9 protein-coding genes are annotated in these 17,545 nt (G+C 38.5%); all 9 read right to left on the reverse strand.

Going from position 1 to position 17,545, the window contains the following annotated elements:
- Positions 1-4: 4 nt before the first annotated feature.
- Positions 5-2,011, reverse strand: a complete 2,007-nt coding sequence (locus KMW28_RS21405) for a sulfatase family protein (protein WP_183363895.1) — start codon at positions 2,009-2,011, stop codon at positions 5-7.
- Positions 2,008-3,915 (reverse strand): 7TM diverse intracellular signaling domain-containing protein, encoded by a 1,908-nt coding sequence (locus tag KMW28_RS21410; protein ID WP_169662328.1) that lies wholly within the window; start codon positions 3,913-3,915, stop codon positions 2,008-2,010. Before KMW28_RS21410 ends, KMW28_RS21405 begins: the two co-directional genes overlap by 4 nt.
- 236 nt (positions 3,916-4,151) lie before the next feature.
- Positions 4,152-5,501, reverse strand: coding sequence for a hypothetical protein (locus KMW28_RS21415; protein ID WP_169662327.1), 1,350 nt, complete (start codon positions 5,499-5,501; stop codon positions 4,152-4,154).
- 11 nt (positions 5,502-5,512) lie between these two features.
- On the reverse strand, positions 5,513-7,135 hold the full coding sequence (locus KMW28_RS21420) for a RagB/SusD family nutrient uptake outer membrane protein (RefSeq protein ID WP_169662326.1): 1,623 nt from the start codon (positions 7,133-7,135) through the stop codon (positions 5,513-5,515).
- Positions 7,136-7,146: 11 nt separating this feature from the next.
- Entirely contained in the window at positions 7,147-10,254 is a 3,108-nt protein-coding gene (locus KMW28_RS21425; protein WP_169662325.1) for a SusC/RagA family TonB-linked outer membrane protein, read from the reverse strand.
- 10 nt (positions 10,255-10,264) lie between these two features.
- Positions 10,265-11,620 carry a hypothetical protein gene (locus KMW28_RS21430; protein ID WP_169662324.1) on the reverse strand — a complete coding sequence of 452 codons (1,356 nt, stop codon included), beginning with the start codon at positions 11,618-11,620 and terminating at the stop codon, positions 10,265-10,267.
- Positions 11,621-11,783: 163 nt separating this feature from the next.
- Entirely contained in the window at positions 11,784-14,036 is a 2,253-nt protein-coding gene (locus KMW28_RS21435) for a glycoside hydrolase family 3 N-terminal domain-containing protein (protein WP_169662323.1), read from the reverse strand.
- Between the two features lie 11 nt (positions 14,037-14,047).
- Positions 14,048-15,667, reverse strand: a complete 1,620-nt coding sequence (locus KMW28_RS21440; protein WP_169662322.1) for a glucoamylase family protein — start codon at positions 15,665-15,667, stop codon at positions 14,048-14,050.
- A gap of 20 nt (positions 15,668-15,687) precedes the next feature.
- Complete coding sequence (locus tag KMW28_RS21445; protein WP_169662321.1) at positions 15,688-17,325, reverse strand: sulfatase family protein; 1,638 nt, start codon at positions 17,323-17,325, stop codon at positions 15,688-15,690.
- Between the last annotated feature and the right edge of the window lie 220 nt (positions 17,326-17,545).

Raw genomic sequence — 17,545 nt, forward strand, 5'->3', positions numbered from 1 at the left:
TATATTATTGTATATCGTTTTGTAGTTTAATTGTAATGTCTTTTGGTTTGTATGCCTTTGGAATAAGTACATACTTCTCTGATGTAGATTGAATTAACTCACCTTTATGGTAAATATCATAGCGATTGATATTCGGTACAGGTTTCCAAGTCAGCACTTTTTTATTCTTCTGATGCACACTCGGAAAGAACTGTTTCTGTTCCACTTTAAAATCTTCATTTTTGATAATCGGTTGGGCTTGTTTATTCCACCAAATATCATCTAAATATATTTTTGATGAAGATGTCAAACCATGAAAAACCACTTCCATCCCTTTCACTCTTCCTTTCACATCGGCATAATCAAAAACAAGATCTTGCCACTCTCCAGTTCCCTCATACTTTTTGATGATCTTCTTAGAAATTTTCTCTTCACCCAAGACAATCTTCAATTCAACATCAAACGATTGGTCGGATAGAAGTTTAAGGTGGCAATGTCCCAATTCTTTTCCAGTCAATGGAGTATGTTTTACAACAACAGATGCTGTCGAAGCTTCATCATCTTTAGATAAACCCAACACATAGGCACTCTTATTCAGTCCTTTTCGGTGAGGGTTCTCGATCACCAATACTTGATTGAACTGATCGGAATGAAATTTCTCTGGAATAATATCTTCGAAAGTAAACTGAGTATGCACTTTGTATTTACCCACTGCTGCAGGATTCCATCCCCAGGCCAAAGAAGAATTCCTTTCATTCCACTTCGCATAAATTTCTTTCAATCGGCTCACCTCCTCTGGGTGAACATCAAATAGATCGTTCTTTTCGTAAGGATCTTTAGCGATGTTATACAACCTCACTTTCTTATTTTTCTGATCGAAGAACAACTTCCAATCGCCATCTCTTACACACCATTTATTGGCATTTTTCCAAAATAACTGCTGATGAGGATCTTCGTCTTTTTCCCATTTGATGTAGGGCAATAGGTTCTCTCCATTCAAATGTTTTGGTGCTTCAACACCGGCAAGGTTTAAAATAGTTGGATAAATATCCATGCTCGTCACCATTGGTTCGAACGTTTTTCCTTGAGGTATTTCCTTAGGATAATGCATGAAATAAGGAATCTTGATTCCACCTTCGTACAACGTTCCTTTTTGTCCATTCAACGGCAAATTCAAAGAAGCATTATCGTCAGGTTTACCGCCATTATCTGAGATAAACACAATGAAAGTATTATCGTACAAGCCTCTCTCCTTCAGCTTGTCGACCATCTTTCCGATATTCTGATCCATCACATATTGCATCGCTACTAGCTTTCGACGTGCAGGATCCTTAATATGATCGAATTTCTTGATCACCTCTTTAGGTGCTTGCAAAGGCGTATGTACCGCATTGGGTGCCCAATACATAAAGAAAGGTTTTTCACTTTCGTATTGATCAAAATAATTGATGGCTTTCTGACCAAATAAATCCGTTAAATACACATTCGGTGTTTGGATAGGTTGATCATCCTCCATAAAAAATTGGGAACATTCGTCTTCGAAATAATAAGATGATGCACCTCCAAGGAAACCATAATAATGATCAAATCCTTTATTGATCGGTAAAAACTCCTCTCCTTCCTGACCTCCTAAATGCCATTTTCCAATAGCCACTGTTTGATAGTCGTTAGACTGCAAAATCTCTGCAATTGTAGGAAACTCAGACGAAATTCCCGGAACTACTTCTGGAGAAGGACGGAAAGGACCTGGATTATCCTTAAACCCAAATCGCTGTTGATAGCTACCCGTTAATAAGGCTGCTCTCGACGGACCACATACCGGTGCCGTCACGTATCCGTTCTTAAATGCCACTCCTTTTTTCGCCAACTGATCGATGTTAGGCGTAGGAATATCTTTACTTAAATGATGATAACCCACATCTGCATAACCCAAATCATCGGCAACGATAATCAAAAAGTTGGGGCGATCTTGTGCAAAAATTGAAGCGGTCATTATCATCAAAACGCACACTATTTGATGTATCTTTCTCATTTTGTGTCGTCTTTAACTTTATCAATAGTGAAATTCGGCAACATCAAATTGTTCTGTTTCGCTTCTTTCACTTTCGTTTTAAATTTTGAAATGGTGTTCCTAGACATCTCCAACATTTCGCTCAACTCAATATTAGTATATGCATCGGGTTGGTACAATGTGATGTAGGATAAATAAAAGGCTTTCGTTAAATCGAACTTCACACCATGGAAAACGGTATTACTTGTCACCGAATCCACATACCCACATTTCGTACATCTTCTTGTAAATACTTGTCCAGTTTTCGAACCTGAATGCCCGCTACATTGCTTACAAGTAAAGCCATCGCTCCATTTCTGATTGGATAAATAGCGTTTACAAGCATCGGCATCCGGGAATAAATCATGAAATTCTTTGATTGTAATGACTTGGTTGACAAATCGTTTTTCGATCACTTTCTTGATTTCATCCTTTAGATTAAAGTTCGTCACATCCAGCTTATAATTATCACTACCCAACTTCTGTGCTCTCTGAGATAATTGTTGGTTCAATTCCTTCAATTCCTTTTCTCTTGCCAAAAGCTGAATCGTTCTTTCTTTTACCTTTTGCTCCAACTCCTCATTTACCTTGTTACCTAGAGCAAGATTCTTCTTCTGCTCGTCGATGACTTGCTGTTGCATCACCTCTGTTTTCTTCTGCTGAGTAAGCAACTCTGCCTGTGCCAAGTGTTCGCTTTCTTTCAACAACCTCAACGTATCGTATAAGGCAAAAGAGAAGGCCAACATTTCCGATAACACCGACATTCTATAACCATAGAATGTAAAGAAATTATGCGGGATGATGCCATACCATTTTAAGTACCAAATCACACAGCCGACCCACATAAAACTGATGCCCAAGATATAGTAAGGCGACATTTTCGATTGTAAATAGACATTTGATAAGCCTACTAAAAGTACCGAAAGTGTGATGATTAGTGAAAGCTTCTCTCCCGATGGAATTGTTCCGAAAAGGGTGAAAACAAAAAGAATAAACTGAACAACAAATAGCGTATTGATCGTAAATAAATGATACCTGTTCAAGTATTTTGGATCGACCACTACTTTGATAAAATAAGTGACGGAAGCCGAGACCCCAAACCCAAGAAGGGCATTGACAAACTCGTTGATCATCGGTGCATCCGGCCATAAAAACTGGAAGCCTACCCCATCGTTGGCCATACTAAATAAGCAAACCACAGCGATATGTAAAATATAGGCGATGTATTTAAAGTCTTTGATACTCAACCATAAGAGGAAGGAATACACGGCCATAATCAAAAAGGCACCGTATTGTAAACCAAACCATAAATACTCTTTCGTTGCATAAGGCACAAACTTATTGATACTTCTAAAGTTCATGTGCAAATCGACCTTTTTATTACTGTTGATCTTCACATAAAATGGCTTAGAAAAATCAATATCACTCGTTAAGGGAATAATGAAGTTTTTATGATCATAATTTCTCTTTGAATAAGGATGAGAGGCTCCCATAATCTCCTTCTTCAAACCGCCTTCCAATAAGGGTAAGAAGACGATAATCTCCTGAATTTTCTGATCGTAAAACTCGATGATCCAATGCTTTGAACTGCTCTTATCGATGTCGACATTAAATCGCAACCAATAATTTGATTTTGCATCATAATTATGTTTCGAATAATGCTGGGCCACCTCAAAGTCGGGTTGTAACTGAAGCAATTCCGCATAAGAAATTAAGCGTGTACTGTCCTTCCAGTAGGGTATACTTTCTAGGTTCAGTAAACTTTCTTGAACGGAATCATCCAGCTGAATCGTTTTCTCATCACCATCAACCACTGCAAAAAGTGGCAATGCCGACAACAGAACAATGCTGAGTGAATGTACAATATGTTGGAAGAGTTTCCTCATGTAAAAAATGTTGTGTTCTTCTTTCGAATGTTAATGCTCAATTTATCTATGTAAACCCCGAATACACCCAAGGTTGAAACCCCGAATATTCCCAGGGTTGAAACCCTGGGCTGGGAATAATTATACCTGTCAGGACTTAAGTCTTGACAGCTTTTGACAATACTTTAGTGTTGTCAAAATAGATTATCACAAGCCCACGACTTGAGTCGTGGGTTTTATATGATAGGTCAAAAACTTTATTCTAAAATTAAGTATTTACCCGATATCGTCAATTGATCGAGTCCCATGTAGCCACTGTTACTATCATCTAAATGACGAATTAAAGCTACTACTCTCACCTGAGTATCATCGATAGATACCCCTTGTTCTTTAATGTTGTGATTGAAATACCATCCTTTTTCATCACGAGGTTGTTCGTTTGTTGAATATATCAAAGGCCATTGATTCACTCTCGATTCGAAGTCATCTCGCTCCAATGCCAACTGATATTCCGCCTCGCCTACTGCACGAATTTCAATTCTTTGTAATCCTGTAGTACTCACTCCTGCGTTAAATAAAACGCCAGTTTCTACAGTAATCGATTTCAAATTCTCCGCATCAAATGCTTGAAGGGGCACCATCATGTGTTCTGCTTTCGAAGATCCAGAAATCGTTCGTGCATAACATCTCGTAATATAATTCTCTCTTCTATCCTGATCCGGATGATTATTTCTTTCTCTATTGATGTTCCACCAAGTCGCTGTTGCTCCGATAGTTGGTCCGGAAATCTGTTTATAAAACATTCCGTCAAACTCAAATTCAGCTAAACCATCGGGCTTGTAGTTGATTGTCAATTCCATATCGAATAGCTGACGTTCTTCTGTGAACACCACCTGTGTCGTTAATGCAAATGTTACAGGAGCATCAATATCACCATACTCATTTGATGTAAACAAAGACACTTCATACATCTGATTTTCTAGCTTTCCTGTAAAGTAGAACTGACCAAACGAATTTAGTAATAACTTTGTTCCTTCTGGCAATTCTGGAGTCACAGAAATTTGAATAGAATCTAATGGACTTCTTACCGTCTCCACAAATAGTTCTGTAATTGTGCTAGATATAGGATTTCCATCTTCATCAATTAAGAACACTACATCTGTATCCCCTCCTTTTGAGTTGATACGGATAAGTGGTCTCCAATCTTCCAATACTGTTCTATATGCATTGTTGAAAGCCGTTTCCCCTGCCTCATTACTTAAAGACACATCCAATAGATATTGTCCCAATTGCGTACTGTCGTGAGGTACATATTTGATAACACCCGTAATTGGATCAATCTCAAATGGATTCAAGCTGTCTTCAACCACAGCTAGAATAGTATCTTGTTGCACGCTCACTTTCGATAGCTCGAAAGTTAAATCTCCTTCAGCCATCGTTTCTGGCGCTTCTCCTTCGAAAGCGATGGTTACTGGTCTGACTTCATCATTTTTATGATAAAGCAATGACTCAGGTTGATTTTGAGGGAGTGAAAAATCAACATCATGCTCTGTTAAACAGGAAGTCAAACAAAGCGCAGCTAGTATGTTTGTGATAATTTTTTTCATTTCAATTCCGTTTACCAAAGGTTATGTTGTTTGATATTCACGTTCAGTTGCATCTCTTCTGTTGGAATAGGGAACACCACATGTTTCTCTTCTGCTCTTTCGCCTGGGAAAGCCAACTGAGATTCGTTATTTTCTCTAAAGCTTGGGTTCGATCTCACGTTCTCACTCACTTGCTTCATTGTCTCGATAAGAATACCCCAACGTACTAAATCAAATCGTCTGTGACCTTCGAAACATAACTCTCTACGACGTTCTTCTTGAATCAATTTCAAAAAGTTATCGTTTACTTGCGCCAAACCAGAGTTCACCGTTCCTGCATTCGCACGGTTTCTAACTGCTTCAATATCTAAACGTGATTGTTCGTTATCACCATTCAATAAGTACAATGCTTCTGCTCTCATCAACAGTACATCACTGTATCTTAAAATTGGGAAGTTAATTGATGTTCTATCCTTATTTATAACACCCATTTCTAGGCTCTCAGCTGTACCATCGAAGTTGCCGTCCATATCTAAACCAGGAGTCATACGTCTCCATTTTCCAGGGAACCATCTCAATTCATTAGAAATGTTCATTGGATAAAATGCACCATCTCTATAACCAAAACTGAAGTTTGCACAGTTCCATGCTTTACGCTCATCGCTAGAGTAGTACAACGATTTATGCATCGAAGGTGTAATCCAAGCATGTGCTGTAGCGAAAGGCATATTACCTGTAGTTAAGTTAATCTGCACCCCATTGAAGTTACCAATACGACCACCCAAGTTTCTACCTTCCGATACCGTGAAGTCCGCTTCGAACATCACCTCTGTATCTACTCTCAAACCTTTGATTTGATTGATGAACACTTCCTCATAACTCGGTAGTAAATGATGGTAACCATACTCCGTGATGGCGTTGGTATTTTTCACTACTTGAGTCAGACATGAATCGATTCCGATATCTCCACCTTGAATTCTCGCACCCGCCATTGTAAGATACACTCTTGCTAAAAGACCGTGTGCAATTTGCTTGGATAACCTTCCGTATTCTTTAGGACGTTCGTCCATTAACTCTATAGAATTCTCAAAGTCTTCTACAATCTGATTGTAGATTTTTGGAGCTGCTGTGTTTGGTAAATTCAGCATATCCAAGTTGCCTTCGATATCTGTAAAATGCTCCAAACGTAAAGGAATGTGCTCCCAAACTCTTACCATGTTGAAATACATCAAACCTCTAAGTGCATAGGCTTCTCCCAACATTACATCGTGATCAGCTCTTCTTAGGTTCGGAATCGTATCCAATTGGTTAAGATTATCAATAAAATCATTCACAATATTGATTCCTGCATAGCCTGTTTTCCACATTCTTGCCAAATCAACATCAGAATCGTTGTACGACATACGGCTTAACTCTCTACCGAAGTTCTGACGCTTGTACAACATCTCGTCCGTTCCAGTGTTCATCCAAGTAGAGAAATCTTGATCATACATTTCTCTAATGTTAGAATAGGCACCCGATAGGGCCAAACGAACTTCTCTATCGTTTTTATAAAAATTATCTCTTGCTAGCTCATCTTTTGGTTGCAAGTCCAAGAACTGACATGAACTAAGCAATCCGATAATGACAAATACTATTTGATTGAATTTTTTCATTGTTCTTAATTTTAGAATCCAACTTGTAAACCAATAATTGCTGATTGAGCGGCAGGATAAGACGAGTAGTCAATACCTTTATACATTGCCTGATTTCTCACCGATACTTCTGGATCGTATCCCGTGTAGTTCGTGAATACCCAAAGGTTATCGACTGATCCGTAGATTCTGAAGTTTTTGATTTTTAGTTTCTTCAATAAATCTTTATTGAAAGTGTACCCTAAAGTGATGTTCTTAATTCTTAGGAAAGACGCATCCTCAATAAAGTAATCACTCATTTGATGTCCACCATATACTTGCTGATACGTATATTCCTGAGTAGGTCCAGGGGCTGCCCAAACACCTTCGTTAATTGGGTTGTTCATTTGCCATCTGTTTCCAACATCAGCCAAGTAGTTTCTACCTCTTTGGTTACCCACTACTCCGAAATCGGCCATGTTACCGTTAAATACATCTTGTCCTACTGTCCAAGTAAGTAACACGCTCAAATCCCAGTTTTTATAAGTAAATGTATTCGATAAACCACCGAAGTATCTTGGGTTTGGATTACCGATGATTTCCTTATCGTTTTCATCAATTACTCCATCTCCGTTGACATCTTTATATTTTGGAAGACCCGGTCTTACTTCACCTGTTTGAGAATTAAAACCTGGAACACCTTCTTTCAATCTTAACTGTCCATCAGCACCTTTCACAAAGTCATCTACTTGATAAATTCCGTCGTAACGGTAACCGTACATTTGTGTCATCGGCATGCCCACAAACAGACCATAGTACAATTCTCCGGCAAACATACCACCTACATTTGGATCGTATAATCTGTAATCCTCACCGTAAGATAGTTTCTTGATTTCGTTATCGTTAAAAGAGATGTTGAAGTTGGTCGACCATTGGAAGTTCTTCGTTTGAACGTTCACAGTATTCACCGAAAGTTCCAAACCGTGGTTCAACACAGCACCAATATTTTGTTTCACTTGCTGATACCCTGTTGATGGAGCCACTTTAGCGTCGAACAATAAGTTATCCGTTAGGTTGTAGTAATATTCTACATCCACTTGTAATCTATTGTTGAAGAAGCCCATATCTGTACCCACGTTGAATTGTTGAGTTGTCTCCCATTTCAAGTTGGTATTCGCCAATTGCGTTTGATAAAAAGCTGCTTGATAATATCCATTGAAGTAATATCCTGGAGCAACACTCATCGTTGGTAAGAAATCGAAATCACCTACTCTGTTGTTACCTGTTGTACCAAAACCAGCTTTGAACTTTAACTCATCAAATACTCCCCAATTTTTTACGAAGTCTTCTTCTCCTGCTCTCCAAGCCGCTGAAGCTGATGGGAAAATACCGAAACGGTTACCTTCTTTAAATCTCGAAGATCCATCAGCTCTAAGCGATGCCGTTACGATATACTTGTTGTTATATGAGTAAGAAACACGACCAAAACCAGACATTAAATTCTGCTGAGTAGCCGATGAACCTGGCATTACCGCCATGTTCGCCATTCCCATATTATTCCAACCTAGATCGTCTAATGGGAACTGAATAGCAGCAGCTGTTTGTCTAAATCTTTCAGTGATTTGGAAAGACATACCTGCCAATGTTTCAAACTTATGACCGTTCTTATTGAAGTTGTACATCAATACATTTTCGTTCAAGTAGTTCTGAGACTTCACTTGAGCTAAAGAACCATTGATACCGTCCGATCCTCTATCTGCTTGGTTCGTCCCTAAGTTGAAGAACGTTTTTGTATCGTTCAAACTCATCTGATAACCCAACTGCGTTCTAAAGCTTAAACCTTCTGCTAATCTTACCGTAAAGTTTACGTTCGACTGCAACATGTTCACCTCTTCCATACGGTCTGTATTGTTCAACGTAGAAGTTGGAGGATAGAAACCAGCACTTAACTCATCTTCATCATCAAGGTCTCCGTTCTTAGGTGTCATTGGTCTAAACATAATGGCCGACTTGATAGCTGATACTTGCGCTGTCGACGTTTTCATACCGTACGTCTTACTATTTGCATAGTTCAAATTCAAGTTCATATCCACATGCTTACCAATGGACTGATCCAACTTCAAACGACCATTGATTCTTTCGAAGCTCGAACGTAATAGTGTACCTTCTTGATTAACATAACCAATCGAAGTAAATACTTTCGTCTGATCTGAACCACCTTTCATAGAAACTGTATAATTTTGGAAAGGAGCTTGACGGAAGATTTCGTCCTGCCAATTAGTGTAATCGGCATCTGTATAATTACTTGCATCTCCCCATGCATCGCCACCACCAATTTCGTGCTGTACGTTTACATATTCTTGTGGGCTCAATGTCTTTAAGATTCTGTTTTCAGGAACTTGTGACATACCCATTTTGGTATTGAAAGTAATTACTGGCTTACCCGAAGTACCTTGTTTTGTTGTAATTAGAATTACACCATTTGATGCTCTCGAACCATAGATTGCTGTTGCAGAAGCGTCTTTTAAAACGTCTACACGCTCGATATCCGAAGGGTCCAAACTAAACAAAGTGGGATCTTCCAAAGGGAATCCGTCGACTACATATAAAGGAGCAGAAGAACCTGTAATGGTATTGGCACCACGAATCTCGAAGTTCATCGACTGACCCGGTCCACCTTCTCCTGAAGATACTTGCACACCGGCCATTCTACCTTGCATCATTTGGTCGAAACTTGCCGCAGGCATGGAGTTGATCTCCTCACTCATCACCACCGATTGTATGGAACCCGATACTTCTTTTGCATCTTGTTTACCATAACCAATCACGACCATTTCGTCCAATGTTTGCACATCAGGTTCTAAGGCGATATCAATTTGTTTTCTTCCTAAAACCTGAATTCTTTGGTTTTGAAAACCAATATATGTCACCATCAAAACCGCATTTACTTTGGCTCTAATCGAATAGTTACCATCAAAATCAGAGGCTGTACCGTGCTTAGTTCCTTCTACGCGAATACTCGCACCTGGAACAGGCAAGCCATCTTCATCGACTACCTTACCGCTTACTTTAACGAACTTATCTTGAGCCATACCCAATTGTGGTACACTCAATAAAACAGATAGTAAGATAGAGAAAGTTAATTTTATAATTCTTTTCATGTCGTTTATCTTATTGCGCTCTTACTTGAAGTTGGTGTACATAAAATCTTCTTGCCAATGCTCCGATTTCTGGATTTAAGAAATCAGCCACAAGCGCCACTTTAATCTTTTTACCTAAGTAAGCTGCTGGAATTTCAACTTGAACTGTTCCGTTAGCTTTCAATTCTGCTTCTTCGATAATTCCCGATGGATATTGGTAGAATCTATCAGAAATATCGTTGTCTAGAATTTCCCAATTCGATGTAGTTGGAGAAGCAAGATCTAGTTCATCTGCATCAATCACGGCCACCATCAAATGTTGGTTATCGTTCATGGCTCCACCGTTGTATCTCCACATCCCTGTAGTACTTACATAAGCCGACTTTTCGAAATCTGTTAAATCGATCGTATCTGTAATCAAGAAGTTTCTAGATTCTTCTTCCCACGACCAATAGCCAATAAAGATATCGTCGTTAATTACACCGTTTTCGTTTCTCACTTGGAAAGGAATCCCTGCCCATGCACGTCTCCACATATTACTTGCGAACACTGGTCCACTCACTTCTTCAGTAATTTCAGTGGTATATTCCTGACCTAGTAATTCTTTAGTTACCGTTCCATAATGAGGTTCAGTCACCATATTTTCTAAGCCATAGCTGTCTTCAGTTCCTTGGAAAGAGATGCCATGGAAAAGTAGTTTCCCTACATTTTTACCTAGAAGCTCAACGAACATTGCCTCTTCCTTCAGTAAATCACCTTTAGCATTTTGGATTGAAATATCTAAGCTAAATACCTCTGTTTCCTCATCACCGATAGGGTATTCTTGAGAAAGTTGTACAGTACCTAACGTTTCATCAATACTAAAAATATCCTGGTGGTTGTGTAAAGTAAAAGTATAAGGTCCGCCACCTTTTGTTCTTGGAATTTCAGAGTTAAAATCTAATTCATTACCAAAAACTGAATAAATATGAGGAACATAAATCATGTTCTTTGGTGCTGCTTGATGTGCAGTAAATGTCAAGATATTTGGGAAGTTAACTTCACCCATAGAGTTCTTGACGTTTACATCAAATGTATAATCTCCTGGCAGTAAGTTATTGTATTCCAAAAACGTAATTATCCCTGTTTGAGAACTGATAGAAAAGTTGTTCTCTAATGCTATATTTTCACCCGATTGAGAGGTCACCGATGTAAGGCCAAATGTAGCCTCTTCTCCTCCAGTAAATACCGAAGGTTGATATGTAGTATAATAATCTCCACTCTCATAATCTGCAACACCTGCATATCTCAAATCCTTTGGAGGACCGACATACAAGCCGCTATCTTCTTGCGTGCAAGAAAACAAAAGGCAGATTGATAAAAGTTGAATAAAGTAATTCTTCATCATTTCAATTCTTAATAGTTGTGAGAAAATTCGAGTTAGATTGATAAGATCTCTTTCCGGATAAGTTCATTTATCAAATCTCTTTTTAATTGATTTACAAAGTTTAGATAGGTAGTAGTAAGGCCTTTGCTGATCAGGCAAAAGCCTTACACTAATGTTTTTATAATTACTTCGACTTAATCGGGTTGTACTGCTTACTCGCCTCAAAGTCTTTTGTCAGTTTAAATGATGCTTGTTTTACGTTATCAGAACTTGTTCCGATATACACGTTGAAGTCCCCTGCTTCAACACCTTCACTCATGTCCCATCTATGGTACGTCAAGGCTTCTTTTGCGATAGTGAAAGTAACTGTTTTTGTTTCTCCTTTTTTCAAGAAGATCTTCTCAAAACCTTTCATTTCTTTTAAAGGTCTTGTTGATTTTCCGATCAAATCTTGGATGTACAATTGAACGACTTCTTCACCATCATAATCACCTGTATTGGTTACTTCAATAGAAGCCGTTATTGGTTGATCTTCCATTGTTTCCGCAGATAATTTGATGTCGCCATAGGCAAACTCAGTGTAGCTTAATCCGTAACCAAATGCGTAAAGAGGTGTATTCGGCACGTCCAAATAATTTGATTTATAACCTGATGGTTTTTCTGGATCGAATGGTCTACCTGTGTTCTTTGCGTTATAGAAAATTGGAATTTGACCAACATTTCTTGGGAACGACATTGGTAGTTTACCCGATGGATTGTATTTACCAAAAATTACGTCTGCAATAGCTGGACCGGCCATAGTTCCTAAGTGCCAAGTCTCTAATAATGCATCTGCTAATTCGTCTTCTCTTTCTAGAGTTAACGGTCTACCGTTCATCAAAACAACTACGATAGGCTTCCCTGCTTGCTTTAAGTGTGCCAACAATTCTGTTTGAACACCAGGGATATTGATATCCGATCTACTTTTCGCTTCACCAGAAATCGTTCTTGGTTCGCCGATCGCTAGAACAACTACATCCGATTGCTGTGCTACTTCTAATGCTTCTGCAAAACCTGTTGTATCCGCACCACTCATTTTACAGCCTTTAGCATAAAGTAATTCCGCTTTATCTTTTGTAGCAGCCTTCATTCCTTCGAATAACGACTTCGCTTGTTTTGGTGATCCTTTTGCCTTCCAACCACCCAATACATCTTTCTTGCTCTTAGCCAATGGACCAATCAAAGCAATTTTCTTTGTATTGTTTAATGTTAGAGGTAGTATTTGATTCTCATTTTTCAATAAAACAATCGAACGTTGTGCTGCTTTTCTTGCTCTGTTTTTGAAGTCTTGAGAAAGAGTCACCGATTTTTCTCTTTCGGCATCACAGTATCTATAAGGATCATCAAATAGTCCTAGTTTGAATTTTACTAACAAGATTCTTCTAACCGCATGATCAATGTCTTTTTCAGATACTTTACCGTCTTTTACCGACTGTACTAATGTGCTCAAGAAAACATCACCTTCCATATCCATATCGATACCAGCATTTAAAGCTAACTGACCAGCTGTTGGCAGATCGCCTGCGATACCGTGAGGAATCAATTCGTTAATCGCCGTGTAATCCGTTACAACTACTCCTTCAAAATCCCACTGATCTCTTAAGATATCTTTGAAAAGGTAAGGATTAGCTGTACTTGGCGTACCGTTAATTTCGTTGAAAGAAGTCATGAATGTTTCTACACCTGCATCCACACATGCTTTAAAAGGAGGAAGATATACATCGTGTAACGTTTGTAAAGACATGTCTACTGTGTGATAATCACGACCACCTTGAGGTGCACCGTAAGCTAAGAAGTGCTTTGCACAAGCCAATACTGTGTTTGTTGCAGCTAAATCGTCTCCTTGGAAACCTTTCACTCTTGCTTTTGCTACCTCACTGTTGTAGTAGGTATCTTCTCCGGCACCTTCCATTACTCTACCCCAACGCGGGTCTCTAGATACATCGACCATTGGAGCGAATGTCCAGTGAATACCTGCTGCTGATGCTTCTTCTGCGGCTACTCTAGCTGCATCTTGCATCAATTCCAAGTCGAAAGAACTTGCTTCTCCTAATGGAATTGGGAAGATAGTTTTGAAACCGTGGATTACATCGTAGCCAAATAATAATGGAATACCCAAACGAGTTTCTTCCACAGCCATTTTCTGAAGTTTACGAGTGTAATCTGCAGATACAGCATTGAATAATGATCCAACGTGACCTGCCTTTACGTCTTTCTCCACATTCCCTCTTAGTGTAGGTCCTGTGACATCACTCGAAGAAGTAAACTGAGTCATTTGCCCCACTTTCTCCTCAAGAGTCATTTTCTTTAGAAGTTTTTCAACATCTTTCGTGTAGTCTTGAGCCCACATCACCTGACTCAAACAAAGTGAAAGTATAGTTAATAGTATCTTTTTCATCGCGTTAAGTTTTAGAATAGTTGTACCGGTAGTTCCTCTGAAGTTTTACCGTTGATTGTCATGATTAATTTACCTTTGGTTCCAGAAAGAAAATCCTTCTTTTCGAACACCAATTGATGCATCCCCTCTGATTTAAATTTAGGTGAATTTAAAGTAGTCACATCACCATTTATATGTCTAAATTCAAAGCTTACATCTGCGTCTTTAGCTAAGTAATAATCTACATGATAAGCTTTTAATTCGGGATGTCTGATAAGTTGAACTCTCTGAGAGATATTCTCTTTTACTGCTAATGGGAAGCCTGTTTTGAACTTAGGTGAAGAAATTCCCATTTTCTTTTTGGCTACCTGAAGCTCTGGGATTTTCTTTGATAATTCCCAGAATAATCCACTTCTGTAGTTTTCCATCATAATGACCGTACGACCTTGATCAAGACCCAAGTAACGATCCGAATACCAATTATCTTTGATAGAGTAAGCGTCTTTAAATCCATACTTATCCCAAAGTCCTTCTTTATGGTTTTCGTAGAAGTTTCTTAAAGCCATGAACGATTGGTAAGGAACGTAAGGGAATACACCCAATGCACCTGATGGAGCAATTACCCCTTTATCTTTGTTCGGTCCAGCCATGTTGTTATAGCCTGTTGGAATCTGAGAAGCCGTTAAACCCCAATCGCCTTTAGAATATTGATACTCTTTTGGTGCATGTTTGAAACAGTACGTCCAGTTAATTAAAGAATGTGCAATACTTCTTTTCCAGTAAAAAGTGTACTGATCTTCCATATCGCGAGGGTCCATTGTTACAAATGGCGTTTGTGCTAAGTATAACGGACCACCTTTTGGTTTACCTACATCTAAAGTATAACCATAATATTTCCTACCGTTCACAAAGTTTTTACCGTTCACATAAGCTTGGTAAGATTTCTTTTTGATGGGATGTTTTGGGTGCCCCAATGCCAAAGCATAACTCGTCATCGATTCTGTGTACCCTTTCATTAATAGCTTTAAGCCATTATTTTCTTTTTGAGTTTCAGAATGATTCCACCACAAACCGTTTTGGTATTCGTGAACAGTATAATCAACTGCCTCCCAAAGTTCGGTGATGCTTTTTCTTAGCTGTACTTCTTTGTGGTTATCACCATCAAAATAAGCTCTAGCCACAAGCAGTCCCATCATTAAGTTGGACGTTTCTTGGATGTCTGCTCCATCCTGACCGCCAAACTTAATTAATTGACCTGTTTTACCGTGAATCAAGTGAGGAAATACACCATGGTATTTCACGGCTTTTTGATCCAAGAAGTAGGTCACTTTCAATAAATGATCGACTACTTCTTCTCTAGATACCCAACCTCTGTGAGCACCCACAATAATCGCTTGAATACCAAAACCTGATGCTCCAATACCAATATCAAATCGTTTGTTTTCTAGAGATCTACGAGGCGTTAACCCCGATACAGGGTGTGCCCATTCCCAGAAATATCTAAACGATGCTTCATGTGTTTCGTCGAAGATTCTCACGTCTTCCTGAAAACGTGCCTCTTCCTCCTTTAACTTCTTCTCCTTGTCCGTTGGAGGGACAAAGAGAGAAGTAATTAAGGATGATAATAAAAATATGTTAGTTAGTAAACTCATTAGTAATGCGCTTATGTGTTTTATTTATTTTGTAACTGTTGTTTTTTCAATTGTTGTTCGCGAAGCTTCTTTTCCCTCATTTTACGCTTGCGAGCTTGTTTTCTGTAATCTGTATCTTTCCATTCTTCGTACGGAGGCTCATCTGCTTCTTTCATTAAACGAGCCAATTCAACTCTTAATTCTTCGATTTTGTCTTGATACTTCGGATCGTCAATCAAGTTGTTCATTTCTGATGGATCTTTTTTCAAGTCGTAGAATTCATATGTATCGATGTTGTTGTAGAAGTGGATTAATTTATAATCGTCTGTTCTTACTCCATATTGTCTTTTTACTTTATGGAAACCAGGGTATTCATAATAATGGTAGTACACTGATTTTCTCCAGTCTTTTGGTGTTTTTCCTTTCTTTGCTATTTCTCTTAACGACGTACCTTGCATATCTTTTGGAACTTCTACACCTGCATAATCCAAGAATGTTGGACCATAGTCGATGTTTTGCACCATGGCTTGAGTCGTCTTTCCTGCTTTAATTTCTTTAGGATAACGCATCACAAGTGGTGTTTTGAAAGACTCTTCGTACATGAATCTTTTGTCGAACCAACCGTGTTCTCCTAAGTAGAAACCTTGGTCTGAAGTATAAACAATAATGGTGTTTTCAGCTAAGCCGTTCTCTTCTAAATAATCTAACACACGGCCAACGTTTTCGTCTACCGCCTTTACAGTCGCACAGTAATCTTGTAAATATCTTTGGTATTTCCACAGCGCCATTTCCTTGTCGTTCATGTTTGCTGCGTTCATTTTATCGTTTTTCTCACGGTAAGCCTTGTACCAAGCCTCTTTCTGAACATCAGTTAACCTATTAAATAGATGAGGCCATATATCTTTTCTCCATTCGTCTGATCCTACAGCTACCGACATTTTCAAATCGTGACCTTCTTGTGCATCTTTATAGATGTTCATTTCTTGTTCCGCTGCTGCCTGACGACCTTCGTAGTCATCAAAGTAGTTGTCGGGAACTGGGAACTCGACATTATCAAATTCGTTAGCGTAACGAATTGGTGGCATCCAGTTTCTATGAGGTGCTTTGTGGTGAATCAATAATGCAAATGGTTTGTCTGCATTTTTTTGTTCTTCCATCCACTCTAAAGAGTAATCTGTAATAAGGTCTGTAGTATAACCTTCTACATAAGTAGTATCTTCTCCAGAAATGAAGTCAGGGTTGAAATACTCTCCTTGATCATTTAAGATATTCCAATGATCAAATCCTTGAGGAGTACTTTTTAAGTGCCACTTACCAATTACACCTGTTGTATACCCTTGCTTTTGAAGAATACTGATCCAAGTTTGCTGTCCAGCATCAAATTGATCTGAATTGGTTTTGAATCCATTCTTATGCGAATATTTACCAGTTAACATTGTCGCTCTAGATGGACCACATAAAGAGTTGGTCACAAAACTTTGATCGAACTTGATTCCTTCTTTGGCGATACGATCAATGTTAGGTGTAGGTGCAATATCAGATACTGGATGACCGTAAGCACTAATGGCTTGCAATGCATGATCATCAGACATGATATATATAATATTAGGTCTATCTGATTTCTGAGCAAATACGTTTGCTGCTATGCTGATAAGTAGTATTTGTAAAAAAAATCTCATTTCAATTTAATCGTTAGAAAAATGCGAAAATATTTATAGAGTTTTTGTTCATTAATCCCGTAGCGTCTTTGCTACACTTCAAAAGTATTTTTAAAAAAAAGAAAACAACAAAAAAAATGAAGAATAATTGCAAATAAACGCAACCTTAAGGCAATTTTAACAACATTAGCGCACACAATGATCACATTAATAACAACTCTTTATCAGTTATTTAGTAAAT

It is taken from the genome of Flammeovirga yaeyamensis (genome assembly GCF_018736045.1).
GTDB lineage: Bacteria > Bacteroidota > Bacteroidia > Cytophagales > Flammeovirgaceae > Flammeovirga > Flammeovirga yaeyamensis.

Excerpts from the sequence above, each read along its gene's own strand:
- KMW28_RS21440 (WP_169662322.1), bottom strand. The coding sequence starts at position 15,667 with ATGAGTTTACTAACTAACATATTTTTATTATCATCCTTAATTACTTCT.
- KMW28_RS21410 (WP_169662328.1), bottom strand. The coding sequence starts at position 3,915 with ATGAGGAAACTCTTCCAACATATTGTACATTCACTCAGCATTGTTCTG.
- KMW28_RS21415 (WP_169662327.1), bottom strand. The coding sequence starts at position 5,501 with ATGAAAAAAATTATCACAAACATACTAGCTGCGCTTTGTTTGACTTCC.
- KMW28_RS21420 (WP_169662326.1), bottom strand. The coding sequence starts at position 7,135 with ATGAAAAAATTCAATCAAATAGTATTTGTCATTATCGGATTGCTTAGT.
- KMW28_RS21405 (WP_183363895.1), bottom strand. The coding sequence starts at position 2,011 with ATGAGAAAGATACATCAAATAGTGTGCGTTTTGATGATAATGACCGCT.
- KMW28_RS21425 (WP_169662325.1), bottom strand. The coding sequence starts at position 10,254 with ATGAAAAGAATTATAAAATTAACTTTCTCTATCTTACTATCTGTTTTA.
- KMW28_RS21435 (WP_169662323.1), bottom strand. The coding sequence starts at position 14,036 with ATGAAAAAGATACTATTAACTATACTTTCACTTTGTTTGAGTCAGGTG.
- KMW28_RS21430 (WP_169662324.1), bottom strand. The coding sequence starts at position 11,620 with ATGATGAAGAATTACTTTATTCAACTTTTATCAATCTGCCTTTTGTTT.
- KMW28_RS21445 (WP_169662321.1), bottom strand. The coding sequence starts at position 17,325 with ATGAGATTTTTTTTACAAATACTACTTATCAGCATAGCAGCAAACGTA.